Here is a 13,138-nt window from a genome sequence, read left to right as displayed (position 1 = left end):
CAACTCTCTTTTCTTAGTTTAAACCTTCAAGTAACTTTAAGGTCAATAGAGAATTAAAAAATAGGTGACTTAATTATCGCGTTTGATGCTCATTTGTAATTATACGAGTCCTATAACTTATTGCTTTGTTTTTTCATTATAGGAATTTGAATTTCTGTTACTTGCTCCTCAGGATCTTCTGTTACAGACCAATCAATCAATCCAATCTCAATCGAATCTCCATGTACTTCGTAACCTTCTTTATCAATGTATGTAAGTAACTCCTTGTACGTTGCATCTGTTTCTTCATACGGTCCATGATGATAAGAACAAGCATATAAACCTTCTTTAATTTCATCTGAAGTATGCACTTCATACGGCATATAATCCAAAAGAATAAATACACTGCTATATGCTTGAAACTCATTTTGCATTAACCCTTTTTTCGCAACAGTTACACCAATATCTCCAGAAAATAAACTATCATCCATTTGCCTCATATTTTTTTGCAACGAATGGATGTAGTACTCAAACATATCATCCGTCGTATTTGGAGCAACCGCAATTGCTGTAATTTTTCGCGGCGGGATCTCTTTAATTACCATTTGTTCAGCTTTTGCTTTTGTTGCTTCCTTAATTAAATGAATTCTATGCTCCATTTTCGCCAGAGCATACTCAATTTCTCTTTGTTTCTTCAGCATCATCTCTTGTTGTTTTTCCAGTAAATTGAGTGCGTATGCTGGATTTCTTTCATCAATATATTTTTTAATTTCCTTTAATGGAATGTTTAATTGGCGTAAAAACTTAATCGTATCTAATAGTGAAAATTGATCGATTGTGTAATAACGATAATTTGTTTGCGGGTCCACAGTGGACGGATGAAAAATTCCCTTCTCATCATAATAGCGTAAAGTTGATTCCGCTATATTATGCATTTTTGCCATTTCTCCAATTGTAAAGCGTTTGTTTAATAACATCTTTTATTTCCTTCCATTTCTATTTACTTCATTATATGTTCATTTTGTCTTTAAAACAAAAAAAGAATTCCCATACGAGAATTCTTTTTTTACTATTAAACCTCTATTATTATAGGAAGAATCATCGGCTTTCGTTTTGTATTTGTATATATATACTTCCCTAACGCTTCTCTTACCTCCCTTTTCAAAATACCCCAGCTATTCACATTCTCTTTCTTTAAATTATTAATTGTAATAACAGCTAATTTATTTAATTCTCTTAAAAATTCTTCTGAATCACGAACATAGACAAATCCACGAGAAATAATATCAGGACCTGAAATTATTTCTCCATCCACTTTATTAAAAGTAATAACTATAACGAGCATTCCATCTTCTGAAAGTTGTTTACGATCACGTAATAATGCATTTCCAACATCTCCAATTCCTAATCCATCTACATATATATTTCCTGCCTGTATTCTTCTAGATTGAATTGCCACTTCACTACTTATATCTACAACATCTCCATTACGTACGATAAAGATATTTTCCTTTTCAATACCAATTGATTCTGCTAACAAACTATGGTGATGTAGCATTCTAAACTCTCCATGAATTGGAATAAAATATTTTGGCTTCATTAATGTAAGCATTAACTTCAACTCTTCTTGATATGCATGACCGGATACATGCACTCCAGTAGAACTGCCTGATCCGTAAATCACCTTTGCCCCTAATGCAAATAAATTATCGATAATTCGAGAAACGTTACGTTCATTTCCTGGGATAGGGGTCGCGGCTATAATAACCGTATCTTCTGGTAAAATATCCACTTGTCTATAGTTTCCACTAGCTAAACGCGCTAAAGCTGCCATTGGTTCTCCTTGACTTCCTGTACAAAGTATTGCAACCTGCTTTGGATCTAAACGATTTACCTCATTTGCTTCAATTAACATACCTTCTGGAATATGTAAATAACCTTTCTCTAGAGCAACCTCTACTACATTTACCATACTTCTCCCTAGCAAAGCTAGTTTTCGATTTGTCTTTATACATGCTTCAACTATTTGCTGAACACGATTCACATTAGAAGCAAACGTAGAAATAATTACTTTTCTATTTGCTTTCATAAATATTTCCTCTATCCGTTCTCCTACTGACCTTTCTGATGGAGTAAAACCTGGGCGTTCTGCATTTGTGCTTTCAGATAATAAAGCTAGTACACCTTCACTTCCTATTTTAGCCATTTTATGAATATCAGGATGTTGATTATTTACTGGTGTTAAATCAAATTTAAAATCACCTGTATGTACTACAGTACCTTCTGGTGTATGAAAAACAATACCGAGACAATCCGGGATACTGTGGTTCGTTTTAAAAAAGGTTGCCTTAATAGAACCACAATCAATTTCTGATTCTGAATGAATAACGATTAATTCCGTATCATTTTGAAGATTGTGTTCCTTTAATTTAATTTCAATTAAACCTAACGTTAACTTTGTTGCATAGATTGGTACATTTAGTTGTTTTAAAAAATATGGTATTCCGCCAATATGGTCCTCATGCCCGTGCGTTACTACTAAACCGCGAATTTTTTCTTTATTTTCTTGCAAATATGTGACGTCTGGAATTATTAAATCAATCCCTAATAAACTTTCATCTGGAAATTTAGACCCACAATCAATGACGACAATATCATTTTCATATTGGATAGCATACATATTTTTTCCTATTTCATTTACTCCACCTAAAGCAACAATAGACAAGTTATTTTTTAATGAATTCAAATGATAAAACCTCCTTTTCACATTTATAATTCGTGAAATAGCATTTAGGCTTTATTATTTGTAATGAAAAAGGACTTCATACTATTTTATACATATAAAATTCACACGCTACTCTTACACCTATATCTCAATAAGACAGCTTCTTCCTCAAAAAGCTCCCATTTTTTCATTGATTTTTTATAAAATCTATTATATATTAATTACAGGTTCAAATTACGAGTTCAAAAGAACTTGTAATCAGACCCTTTTGTTTAATGGGTTTTACATATTTTCATTAGGCAAATTCCGAGAAATCGTATGATAAAACTAAAAATGATGAGGAGAGGATCAGATGGAATTCGAATTTTTCTTTCAAATTGCACTTATTTTATTAAGTACAAAGCTTGCTGGTGATCTTAGTGTTAGATTAGGTCAACCTTCTGTACTAGGTAAATTAATTGTCGGTATCGTTATCGGTCCAGCTTTATTAGGTTGGATTGAAAATTCAGAGCTTCTAACTCAATTAAGTAATGTCGGGGTTATACTTCTAATGTTTATGGCTGGACTTGAAACAGACTTAGAAGAATTAAACGCCAATCGTAATTCTTCTTTAGCAGTTGCACTCGGAGGTATTATTCTTCCATTCGTAGGTGGTTACGTTTCTGGCCTTGTTATGGGAATGGAACAAGGAAACGCTGTATTCTTAGGATTACTTCTATGTGCGACAAGTGTTAGTATTTCCGTACAAACACTTCGTGATTTAGGTAAAATGAAAACACGTGAAAGTACGACGATGCTTGGAGCCGCTGTATTTGATGACATTCTTGTTGTTATTTTATTAGCATTCGCAATGAGCTTCTTAGGCACTGATGATGTTAACTTAACAATGATTATCTTGAAGAAAGTAGTATTCTTCGCTTCTATTATTTTAATCGGATGGAAAGGTGTTCCAGCAATTATGCGTTGGTTATCACCACTGCGCGTATCTGAGTCTATCGTGAGCGCAGCTCTTATCATCTGTTTCTCATTCGCATATTTCGGCGAACTATTAGGAATTGCTGGTATTATCGGTGCTTTCGCTGCTGGTATTGCAATTTCTCAAACAAACTACAAACATGAAGTAGAAAAGAAAGTAGAACCAATTGCTTACGCTATGTTCGTTCCAGTATTCTTCGTTAGTATCGGTATGAATATTACATTTGACGGTATTGGCAATCAAATTTGGTTCATCTTAGCATTAACAGTAATCGCTGTATTAACGAAACTAATTGGTTGTGGTGTTGGTGCACGCATGACTGGATTTGATGCTAAGTCTTCTGCAATTATCGGTTCTGGTATGGTTTCTCGTGGTGAAGTTGCACTTATCATCGCAGGAACAGGTCTTTCTTCTGGGCTATTGGCACAAGATTACTTTACAGCAATCGTTATTGTCGTTATTTTAACTACAATGATTACACCACCAATGTTAAAATACACGTTTGGTGCAAAAGATAAAGCAATGAAAGCAAGTAAATAAGTTTACTATAATAAAAGGAGATTGCTATTTTAAAAGATAGCAATCTCCTTTTTGTTTTATCTTTAAACAATCTCGTTCTTTTTTAACCATTTTCAAAAATAGTTCGTGCTTCTTCATCATCCATATCATTACTAAATGAATACACCATAATGCCGTAATTATCTATATATTCACCTAGCTTCATTTCCTCCACTTTCTTATAAAAATCGTCCACCTCATAGTGCGGAATATAAGCATCCCAAACCGGCTCATTTATTCTCTTATACGCCGTCACTTCTAAATCATATCCGTCTTCATAATATCCGATGTGATAATGTTTGTTCGAATCATATTTATCCATTAAAAGTCCCCTCTACTAAACAAAAGCGAGCCTTATATTACAGCTCGCTCCTCTCTCTACTTATTAAATACGTTCCATCGCCGTCTTCAACGTTCCAACAACAAAGGCAATTTCTTCACTTGAAATAATAAGCGGCGGTGCTAATGTTAAGACGTTATTATATCCTGCTGTCGTCATACCGTTTCGTCCTATAATAAGCCCTTTTTCTTTACAAGCATTTACGACACTTGCGATTTTGTCGTTATCAATTGGCTCTTTCGTCTCTTTATCATTTACTAATTCAATTCCAACTAATAGACCTTTTCCTCTAATATCCCCAACAAGCGGATGTTCCCCAATTTCATCTTTTAGTTGCTCTAATAAAAGGGAACCCATTTGCGCAGATCGCTCAATTAAATTTTCATTTTCCATAATCTCTAAGTTTTTAAGGGCTAATGCACAAGCTGCTGGATTTCCACCAAATGTATTAATATGTCGGAAGAATTCATACTCTCCCTTCCCTTTAAATGCTTCATATATTTCTTTTTTCACAGCTGTTGCAGATAATGGTAAATATGCGCTCGTAATCCCTTTTGCCATCGTAATAATATCTGGCTTCACATCATAATTCATAAATCCAAATGCTTTTCCTGTACGACCGAAGCCACAAATCACTTCATCACTAATAAGTAGCGCGCCGTGTTTTTGACACGTTTCATGAACAGCTTTCATATAGTCTTGTGGTGGCATTAATATGCCCCCACCTGTAATAATTGGTTCCATAATAAAAGCGGCAATTGTTTCACTTAATTCCCACGTCATAACACGATCGACTTCTTTCACACATTCTACATCATAAATATGCTGCCCTTCAATTTCAGGCATACGGTAACAATCCGGTGGTGTTACGTGTAAAAAGCCTGAAGCAAACGGTTCATATTGATATCTACGCTGCGCTTGTCCCGTCGCTGCCATTGTCGCCATTGTATTCCCGTGATACCCACGATAACGTGACATAAATTTATAACGATGTGGTTCACCTTTTTGCGCATAGTATTGTCTTGCTATTTTAAAAGCTGTTTCGTTCGCTTCTGAACCACTATTTGAGAAGAAAATAACATACTCTCCCCCAAGCCACTCATTTAATTTTTCAGCAAGCTTTATAGCTGGTTCATGAGATTGTGACATTGGAAAGTATGATAATGTTTGTAATTGCTTATAAGCCGCTTCTGCGAGCTCCTTTCTTCCATATCCACTATTCACACACCAAAGACCACTCATACCATCTAAATATCTTTTTCCTTGTATATCTTCAACCCAGCACCCTTCAGCTTTTGCCCCTACCATTGTACTATTTGGACTAAAGGGACGCATTCCGTGCCAAACATATTGCTCATCTTTTGCTAATAATTCATCAGTTTGCTTCGTTTTCATCATTACTTCCACCTTCCATAACAACTTATTTTTCACAAAAGCTGCGCTGGTGCCATGATGACTTAAATTTCTCCCTGCTATTTTCATTCCACAAAATTAAGACAAATCCTACTTACAAATCAGTAATATTTACAAGAAAATGACAAAAGAAAAAAGAGCTTTTCTTATCTATCGAAAAGCTCCTCTTTTATTTAATGTGAAGACGCATCGCTAATACCGTGACCAGTATTAGATTTCACGAGAATTTCATCAAATTTCGCTGCATCTTCTTTCTTACTAGATAAAACAGTTCCTAAATACGCTGCAAGAAATCCAAGCGGAATTGAAATAATTCCTGGTGTCGTATATGGGAATATCGCTTCCCCAACAAAAATAGCTTTTCCAGCTACAGGGTTCCAAACATTCGGACTCAACGCTACGAGAACAATAGCTGATACGAGACCTACAATCATACCGGAAATAGCACCCGTTGTATTAAAACGCTTCCAATATATTGTAAATAAAATCACTGGTAGATTTGCACTCGCTGCAACTGCAAATGCTAATGATACTAAAAATGCTACGTTTAATGTTTGGGCAAATAATGCAAGTATGATAGATAGTATCGCTACCCCAATAGATGCATAACGAGCCATAGATACTTGCTCTTTTTCCGTTGATTTCCCTTTGCGAATGATCTCATTATAAAAATCATGAGCGAATGCTGATGCTGCCGTTAATACGAGACCTGCCACTACAGCCAAAATTGTTGCAAAAGCAATTGCTGATACGAAAGCAAATAAGAAGTCTCCACCTAACGCTTTGGCTAATAAAGGTGCTGCCATATTACCCGCTGGGTTCGCTTTAATAATCGCTTCATTTCCTACAAACGCTGCCGCACCAAATCCTAAGAAAATCGTCATAATATAAAATGCACCAATTAACCATGTCGCATATACGACAGATTGACGTGCAGTTTTTGCATCACGTACTGTAAAAAAGCGGACAAGTATATGTGGTAATCCAGCTGTACCAAGTACTAGTCCTAAATTTAAAGAAAGTGTATCAAGGCCATCCTTATACTTTACACCTGGATTTAAAAATGAATCTTTTAATGGTGTAGCTGTTTTCATTTGGGCAAACATTTCAGTCACGCTGAAGTTGAATTTTGCGAAAACGATAACAGAAATAATAAACGTACCGGCCATAAGTAATACAGCCTTTACAATTTGTACCCAGCTCGTTGCTGTCATACCACCAAAAATAACATACACCGTCATAAGTGTTCCAACGATTAATACAGATGTCGTATATTCAATCCCTAATAATAATTTAATAAGTGCACCCGCGCCAACTAATTGTGCAATCATATAAAAGATAGAAATCGTCATCGTATTAAGAGCTGCAACTCCGCGAACTTTTTTCGCGTCAAAGCGTGCTGCAATCATATCCGCCAAAGTGTACTTTCCTAAATTTCTAAGCGGTTCTGCAACAAGATATAGTACAACTAAATAAGCAACTAAAAAACCGATACTATAAAAGAATCCATCAAACCCAGTTAATGCGATTGCTCCAGCTATACCGAGAAATGAAGCAGCAGACATGTAATCTCCAGCAATGGCCAGACCATTTTGCCAACCAGTTAATCCCCCTCCAGCCGTATAAAATTCACTCGCATTTTTCGTTTTTTTCGATGCAAAATAGGTTATGACGAGCGTACCAAGAACAATAATTAAAAATAGTGCAAATGCAGTAGTATTCAAGTTCAGCCCCTCCCTTTTTGCATATCTTGCAAAATTTTTCGGGAGATTTCATCAAATGATTCTGCTTTTTTACTATAAATCATACATAGTGCCCATGTCATGATAAATTGGGAAAAAGCAAATACCCACGCCCATGTAACGTCACCAAATGCAGGTGTATTAAGCACCTTTGAATACGATGTTAAAATAGGTAATGCGATAAAAAAACTAAAAAAGAAAATACTCATTGGAATGATAAACTTCTTTTTCGTATTTAATAACAATTGAAATTCTTCCGACTGAACGACCTCTGTATAATTCACCTCATTTTGCAACTTACGTGCTGACGTATCGTCTCGTTTCATTAACCGATCCCCTCTCTTACTTGAAATACACTTCCCCCTTGCATACCTAAAGACTAAATTTTATAAATATTCAGAAACTTATATTTATTTTAGACAATCTATGCATTCATGCAAAGATTTTTTGATAGACATTTTTCGGCAATTTCCCCTAAATTTTTAATATACTTTTTCAAAATAAAGTGACATCTTACTTATTTATCCTCATTAAGACAAAAGCAGTGCTTAACGCACTACTTTTGTCTTTTTTTCCTTTTCTAAATTACGAGCCGTTTCGCTTAACTCAACATCTTTTCCGTCTTTAAGTGTTCCAAATATAAAATCGAATACTGGATTTGAAACACCAAACCAAAACTTTTCGTTTTTATAATGGTGTAATATATGTTGTTTTTTTAGCCATCTTCCAAACTTAGTGACGGGACGAATCGGTCTATGAGCAATATAATGTTTCCATTCGTAAACGAGCAGCATGATAATCATTCCGATTCCAAATGAAAGTGCAATAGTAACACTTTTTGTAATACCATATGCTATAAGTAAATATATAGTAAAACTAGGTATACTAAACCATACAGGTAAAAACAAAAGTTTTAAATCATCTGGATATACGTGGTGATCATAATGCAATCTTCTTAACATTTTTAATAGAAATGTGTTTTTAGGTGGCTTTATATGGAATAAAAAACGATGTGTCATATATTCATTAAGCGTATAGAAAACAATCCCAAACATACATGCTAACATGCCAAACCACGTAAAAAATTGCATTTTTAAAATAATAATAAAAATAAATAGAATGCTATACATAATAACAATATCATGTTGTAAAAAGAACTCTTTCCCCACTTTCTTCATCTTGTTTCCCCCTTTTCCAAAAAAACAGCCGCAACATATCGTTACGACTATTTCTTTTCTATTCTTATTCTATTCACTTTACAAATTTGCCTGCTGTTCTATTGTCGAGAAAAAATTGTTTGGTCCAAATATATTTTGCTTCGGAATAATATGTTCCACTGCAAACACTGTTACTTCTCCTCTTTGCACTTCTCCAATAATGAGCCCAAATATTTCATGATTTACTGCAAACGTCGGTTGCTTTGTTTGTAACAATCTTGCAGCATTATGAAATACCGCTTCATATAGTGGATTTCTATCAGTAATTTCTTTTCGGATTTTTGGCGCTAACGTAATTATAATTTCTTTTCCGTCAATAGTGGTTCGATACATAAAAATCTCCCCTTCAATCTTATGTGAACAACTGTAAAGCTTTGTATGCAAAATGGATAGAGTAACCTACTAAAATAATACCTGCTCCGGCTGTTATGTAGCCAAGCGCTTTTGGTTTTAATAAAGTTCTTCCAAAATGTACAGAAAAAGCAATATTTAAATTCCATAAAATAATACCAACAATAATGCAAAGACTGTACAAAAAAGCTTCTTGTTTCGTTACCTTCGTAAGTAATGAGCTAAGTGTACTTCCGTATATACCAAACCAAAAAACAAGATTTAATGGATTGGATATCGCAATTAAAAATCCTGCCATAAACGATTGCTTAAGGCCACCTACCTCTTCTTTTTTATATTCCATATTCGATTCGAAAATTCCTTGTTTTACACTTTGAAATCCTAAATAAAATAACAAGAAAAAACCCGTGCAATACATGAAGGCTTGTACATATGTATACATAAACACAGAAGATAAACCGAAATAAATGAGAAGCATAAATAAAACATCTGCAGTCATTCCACCAATTCCAACAACCCAAGCGTGCCAAAAACCACGTTCAATTCCTCGTTTTAACATTTCAATATTAATCGGCCCTACTGGCGCAGCTAATGATATACCTAATACGATTTGCTGTATAATTGCTCCAATCATCGCTCTATCCTTTCTACTCTCTTTACTACTAGTTAATGATGTAATTTTAAAAAATAGACTAGCTTTCATAATAAAATACCCTTTTTTATCCAAAATATACAAAAGAGCCATCTAGATGATGGCTCTTACTTTTCTATCCTATGAAGAAAAGGACATTTCCCTTTTATTGGCTCTACATCGTCTCCTATGAAATATTGTTTCCATTCACGATGCTCTGGGTCACCATAATGACTAATGTTAGGATGTTTCGGCAATTGATCCCACTTTTCAACTCGCTCACGGACCATTTGTCTTGAATATGCTCCTTTAGGACGATCTCCCTCTAATCCATCAAAAATAGTGCGTGGCTGAAACCCAATAACGAGAGAATTCCCTAAATGTCTAGTTTTTCGTTGTTTATAAGCTGGCGCATTTCCAAATGCGAATATTGGCTCACCACCAAATGAAAATTCCCATAAATAATGGTCTGGGTCTTCAGGAATTTGCTTTGGCCATGCTTCATTATCGTTTTCATGTAAATACTGTAACACTTTCCAAAAAGAATCACGGTAATATTCGAGTGATTGTTCTTCACATTCCGGTTCTACAAAAAGGAAAAAGCCCCTTCTTACAATCGGTCTCTCTTTCATTAACTCTAAAAAAGATAACATTGTATGCGGCAAATGACTCCAATCATTATGAGAAAGAAATGAATAACGAAGTTCATTCTTTTTCAAAGCTGTTAAACCGAAATAGCATGGAAAAGTTGGTTCTAACACGACACTTGAAAAAATCTCAAATTCTTTTGCAACCCAATCCGGTATGTCGGTTCTCGTTCTCATTCCTTCATTATCTAATAAGTAAGACTTATTCATTCTTTCACCTCATTATGTATAGCATTCAATTAAGAATATTACATACTCGGCCTGTCCTATACCTATTTAAAAATTTGACTGAAAAATTATTTAAAAATACAAAAAAATAAAATCGCTTACTTGACTAAATTCTCCCAATTCGTGTATATTTAAATTAATCATTTAGCAGAATATTCAAGAATATAGCATTTTTAGTTTATATTATTTTTTAAATGAATTTCACTAAATGAAAATAGTAAACGCTTTTAGGAGGAATTGTAACATGCAAGGAAAAGTAAAATGGTTTAACAACGAAAAAGGTTTTGGATTTATCGAAATGGAAGGCGCTGACGATGTATTCGTACATTTCTCTGCTATTCAAGGAGACGGCTACAAAGCTTTAGAAGAAGGTCAAGAAGTATCTTTCGACATTACTGAAGGTAACCGCGGACCTCAAGCTGCTAACGTAGTAAAACTTTAATCCAACATATAACAGGAGGTTGCCTTACTTGGTAACCTCCTTTGTTATTCCTTTGTATATTTCCGTTTTACAGAGCAAAAACTATGTGAAATGCGCACTATACAAAGGAGGAATTATTAATGGGATCAGAAGTAAATGATTTTGAAGAAGTGAAATTCCGTGTAGAAACAGCACAAAAAATGGTAGGATCAGCAACAATTTCAATGGATCCAGATACATTAGAGCATGCTACTACTGCTGTAGAAGCAGCTCGCTCTCAGCTTGAAATTATGAAATCTGTTGCAACTGATTTAGATGAGCCATTTTTAATGAATGAGGAAAAGAAATTAAATAAATGTGAGCATCAACTAAACGAAGCAAGACACTAAAAAACATCCAGAGAATTTTCTCTGGATGTTTTTTCATGACAACCGTTCTCCATACTTTTTCAATGTTTCTCCAACTGTACATTGCCGTATACAAAATGAATGGGCATAATATTTACTATTTGTCTTTCGATTATGTTCTCGCAAGAAACATCCTTCACAATACGTTTCTAATAAGTCATTTACCTCTGTAATGAGTTGCTTTTTATCCACCTTTGCACCTCTCTATTCAGTTATTTCTTTATGACTATCAATAACTGTCCCTTCCAATGCTTGCGTAGCTAATTGATGTGCTTCTTTATTTTGTTTTCTAGATATTGGTTCACATATAAGTTTTAATTTCATTTGCTTCGCCTTTTGTTCAATTTGATCTAAATAATGGTTTAAATGCTCATCATAACAAGGCCATTCTCCGGCTAATTGCTGCAGTACAACTTGAGAATCACCGTGAAGTGTAACTGCTTCATACTTAATCCCTAATTCCTCGAGTATATTCATACCGTATAGTAACGATGCATATTCCGCTTCATTATTATCATATATACCTTCTATATATGCATTGCGGCGAATCCGGTAGTTTGTATTTCCTTTTTTATAATACACACATATACCAACGCCAGCTTCTTTCGTTTGCACATCATACCCCCCATCAAAATAAACGAGTATTTCTTGGGGCTCTTCCTCTACTTGCTTACTTAACTTTTTCATCTCTTTTAATGACCATTCCGCGTCCATTTCATCATAAAATGAAAATTCTTTTACTCTTCCTGTTTTCTCAAAATCCTCTGCAAATTGAAGTACTTCTTCTATGTTCATATACTCTGTCGTTAATTCCGTCTGCAATCCGCGCTTTGTTTTATACAACCAATGAATTTTATATTTCATACTTCATTCCCCTTATGTAAGACTTCTTATTTATCCGGCTAATTGAAGCCTCACTTTATTTTATTATATTTTATCAAGAGTCAAAGAATTATATTCAATATAATCACATACAAAAAGAGCCATCCTATATAAGGAATGGCTCTTTCATCTATTACATAAATCTTTCAAATTGTACTCGCTTATTAATCCAGTACATTACAGGCATACCGATCGCCATTACTACGAATTCACCTGCTGCACATGTTAACCAAGTCCACATAAATGGTAGATCAAATGCAAGATGAAGTTCAATTGCAATCATAAACATTGTAATCGTAAAGATAACTGTATTAAAAATCATACGAGCCCAAACACCTTTAATAAATCGCATAGAAATAATCGTTGCAACTAATGCAAGAATAGATTGACCTACTCCAAATACTAAATCATAAGCGATCATAGGTGAGAAAAAGAGATTCGTTAAAAATACACCTAATACAATTCCGTAAATTGCTTTCTTGTTAAATACAACGAGATGATTAAACATCTCTGAAATACGAAACTGTACATTCGTAAAGCCAAATGGCTGAATAAGCATAGAAACAGCAATATATAATGCCGCTAAAATACCATTACCGACTAATGTTCTAATATTCATGA

At 34.4% G+C, this 13,138-nt stretch carries 15 protein-coding genes and 1 pseudogene; 3 read left to right on the top strand and 13 right to left on the bottom strand.

Annotated features, from left to right (window positions below):
- Window positions 1-110: 110 nt before the first annotated feature.
- Window positions 111-956, bottom strand: a complete 846-nt coding sequence (locus tag HMPREF1014_RS20010) for a MerR family transcriptional regulator (protein ID WP_000925945.1) — start codon at window positions 954-956, stop codon at window positions 111-113.
- Between the two features lie 95 nt (window positions 957-1,051).
- On the bottom strand, window positions 1,052-2,725 hold the full coding sequence (locus HMPREF1014_RS20005) for a ribonuclease J (protein WP_001086701.1): 1,674 nt from the start codon (window positions 2,723-2,725) through the stop codon (window positions 1,052-1,054).
- 331 nt (window positions 2,726-3,056) lie between these two features.
- On the opposite strand from HMPREF1014_RS20005, the gene HMPREF1014_RS20000 reads away from it, so the two are divergent.
- Window positions 3,057-4,220: a cation:proton antiporter gene (locus tag HMPREF1014_RS20000; protein ID WP_000393878.1), complete on the top strand. Its 1,164-nt coding sequence runs from the start codon at window positions 3,057-3,059 to the stop codon at window positions 4,218-4,220.
- A gap of 62 nt (window positions 4,221-4,282) precedes the next feature.
- Here the strand turns inward: HMPREF1014_RS20000 and HMPREF1014_RS19995 are convergent.
- The 8 genes and pseudogenes from HMPREF1014_RS19995 to HMPREF1014_RS19960 form a co-directional block, all read right to left on the bottom strand.
- Window positions 4,283-4,560: pseudogene (locus tag HMPREF1014_RS19995) on the bottom strand (DUF3986 family protein).
- Between the two features lie 63 nt (window positions 4,561-4,623).
- Window positions 4,624-5,973: an aspartate aminotransferase family protein gene (locus HMPREF1014_RS19990; protein WP_000850959.1), complete on the bottom strand. Its 1,350-nt coding sequence runs from the start codon at window positions 5,971-5,973 to the stop codon at window positions 4,624-4,626.
- 191 nt (window positions 5,974-6,164) lie between these two features.
- A complete protein-coding gene (locus tag HMPREF1014_RS19985; protein ID WP_001098235.1) occupies window positions 6,165-7,715 on the bottom strand; it encodes a solute symporter family protein in 1,551 nt (516 codons plus the stop codon).
- Between the two features lie 2 nt (window positions 7,716-7,717).
- Window positions 7,718-8,059, bottom strand: a complete 342-nt coding sequence (locus tag HMPREF1014_RS19980) for a DUF485 domain-containing protein (protein ID WP_000817366.1) — start codon at window positions 8,057-8,059, stop codon at window positions 7,718-7,720.
- A gap of 222 nt (window positions 8,060-8,281) precedes the next feature.
- The gene (locus tag HMPREF1014_RS19975) at window positions 8,282-8,911 is read right to left on the bottom strand and encodes a sterol desaturase family protein (protein WP_000755396.1); all 630 of its coding nucleotides are present in this window, start codon (window positions 8,909-8,911) and stop codon (window positions 8,282-8,284) included.
- A gap of 78 nt (window positions 8,912-8,989) precedes the next feature.
- Entirely contained in the window at window positions 8,990-9,283 is a 294-nt protein-coding gene (locus tag HMPREF1014_RS19970; protein ID WP_000286361.1) for a hypothetical protein, read from the bottom strand.
- Window positions 9,284-9,302: 19 nt separating this feature from the next.
- On the bottom strand, window positions 9,303-10,046 hold the full coding sequence (locus HMPREF1014_RS19965) for a LysE family transporter (protein ID WP_001196839.1): 744 nt from the start codon (window positions 10,044-10,046) through the stop codon (window positions 9,303-9,305).
- Window positions 10,047-10,060: 14 nt separating this feature from the next.
- Window positions 10,061-10,789, bottom strand: coding sequence for a YqcI/YcgG family protein (locus tag HMPREF1014_RS19960; protein WP_001043770.1), 729 nt, complete (start codon window positions 10,787-10,789; stop codon window positions 10,061-10,063).
- A 262-nt stretch (window positions 10,790-11,051) separates the two neighbouring features.
- On the opposite strand from HMPREF1014_RS19960, the gene cspB reads away from it, so the two are divergent.
- Both cspB and HMPREF1014_RS19950 read left to right on the top strand, forming a co-directional pair.
- Window positions 11,052-11,249, top strand: a complete 198-nt coding sequence (gene cspB, locus HMPREF1014_RS19955) for a cold shock-like protein CspB (RefSeq protein WP_001161731.1) — start codon at window positions 11,052-11,054, stop codon at window positions 11,247-11,249.
- Between the two features lie 119 nt (window positions 11,250-11,368).
- A complete protein-coding gene (locus HMPREF1014_RS19950; protein WP_000534392.1) occupies window positions 11,369-11,617 on the top strand; it encodes a DUF2564 family protein in 249 nt (82 codons plus the stop codon).
- Between the two features lie 33 nt (window positions 11,618-11,650).
- On the opposite strand, the gene HMPREF1014_RS19945 is transcribed toward HMPREF1014_RS19950, so the two are convergent.
- The 3 genes from HMPREF1014_RS19945 to HMPREF1014_RS19935 all read right to left on the bottom strand — a co-directional run bounded on the left by HMPREF1014_RS19945 (window position 11,651) and on the right by HMPREF1014_RS19935 (window position 13,136).
- Entirely contained in the window at window positions 11,651-11,827 is a 177-nt protein-coding gene (locus HMPREF1014_RS19945; RefSeq protein ID WP_001987028.1) for a zinc-finger domain-containing protein, read from the bottom strand.
- A gap of 12 nt (window positions 11,828-11,839) precedes the next feature.
- Window positions 11,840-12,499: a ribonuclease H family protein gene (locus tag HMPREF1014_RS19940; protein ID WP_000875551.1), complete on the bottom strand. Its 660-nt coding sequence runs from the start codon at window positions 12,497-12,499 to the stop codon at window positions 11,840-11,842.
- A 151-nt stretch (window positions 12,500-12,650) separates the two neighbouring features.
- Complete coding sequence (locus HMPREF1014_RS19935; protein WP_001026471.1) at window positions 12,651-13,136, bottom strand: QueT transporter family protein; 486 nt, start codon at window positions 13,134-13,136, stop codon at window positions 12,651-12,653.
- Window positions 13,137-13,138: the final 2 nt, after the last annotated feature.

Origin of the sequence: Bacillus sp. 7_6_55CFAA_CT2 (assembly GCF_000238655.1) — a bacterium.
Taxonomy (GTDB): domain Bacteria; phylum Bacillota; class Bacilli; order Bacillales; family Bacillaceae_G; genus Bacillus_A; species Bacillus_A cereus.
The sequence above is the reverse complement of the archived record's forward strand: the minus strand, read 5'-3'. Positions and strand labels throughout refer to the sequence as shown.

Coding starts and splice junctions, on each gene's coding strand:
- HMPREF1014_RS20010 (WP_000925945.1), bottom strand. CDS start 956: ATGTTATTAAACAAACGCTTTACAATTGGAGAAATGGCAAAAATGCAT.
- HMPREF1014_RS20000 (WP_000393878.1), top strand. CDS start 3,057: ATGGAATTCGAATTTTTCTTTCAAATTGCACTTATTTTATTAAGTACA.
- HMPREF1014_RS19990 (WP_000850959.1), bottom strand. CDS start 5,973: ATGAAAACGAAGCAAACTGATGAATTATTAGCAAAAGATGAGCAATAT.
- HMPREF1014_RS19980 (WP_000817366.1), bottom strand. CDS start 8,059: ATGAAACGAGACGATACGTCAGCACGTAAGTTGCAAAATGAGGTGAAT.
- HMPREF1014_RS19975 (WP_000755396.1), bottom strand. CDS start 8,911: ATGAAGAAAGTGGGGAAAGAGTTCTTTTTACAACATGATATTGTTATT.
- HMPREF1014_RS19970 (WP_000286361.1), bottom strand. CDS start 9,283: ATGTATCGAACCACTATTGACGGAAAAGAAATTATAATTACGTTAGCG.
- HMPREF1014_RS19965 (WP_001196839.1), bottom strand. CDS start 10,046: ATGGCTCTTTTGTATATTTTGGATAAAAAAGGGTATTTTATTATGAAA.
- HMPREF1014_RS19960 (WP_001043770.1), bottom strand. CDS start 10,789: ATGAATAAGTCTTACTTATTAGATAATGAAGGAATGAGAACGAGAACC.
- cspB (WP_001161731.1), top strand. CDS start 11,052: ATGCAAGGAAAAGTAAAATGGTTTAACAACGAAAAAGGTTTTGGATTT.
- HMPREF1014_RS19950 (WP_000534392.1), top strand. CDS start 11,369: ATGGGATCAGAAGTAAATGATTTTGAAGAAGTGAAATTCCGTGTAGAA.
- HMPREF1014_RS19940 (WP_000875551.1), bottom strand. CDS start 12,499: ATGAAATATAAAATTCATTGGTTGTATAAAACAAAGCGCGGATTGCAG.
- HMPREF1014_RS19935 (WP_001026471.1), bottom strand. CDS start 13,136: ATGAATATTAGAACATTAGTCGGTAATGGTATTTTAGCGGCATTATAT.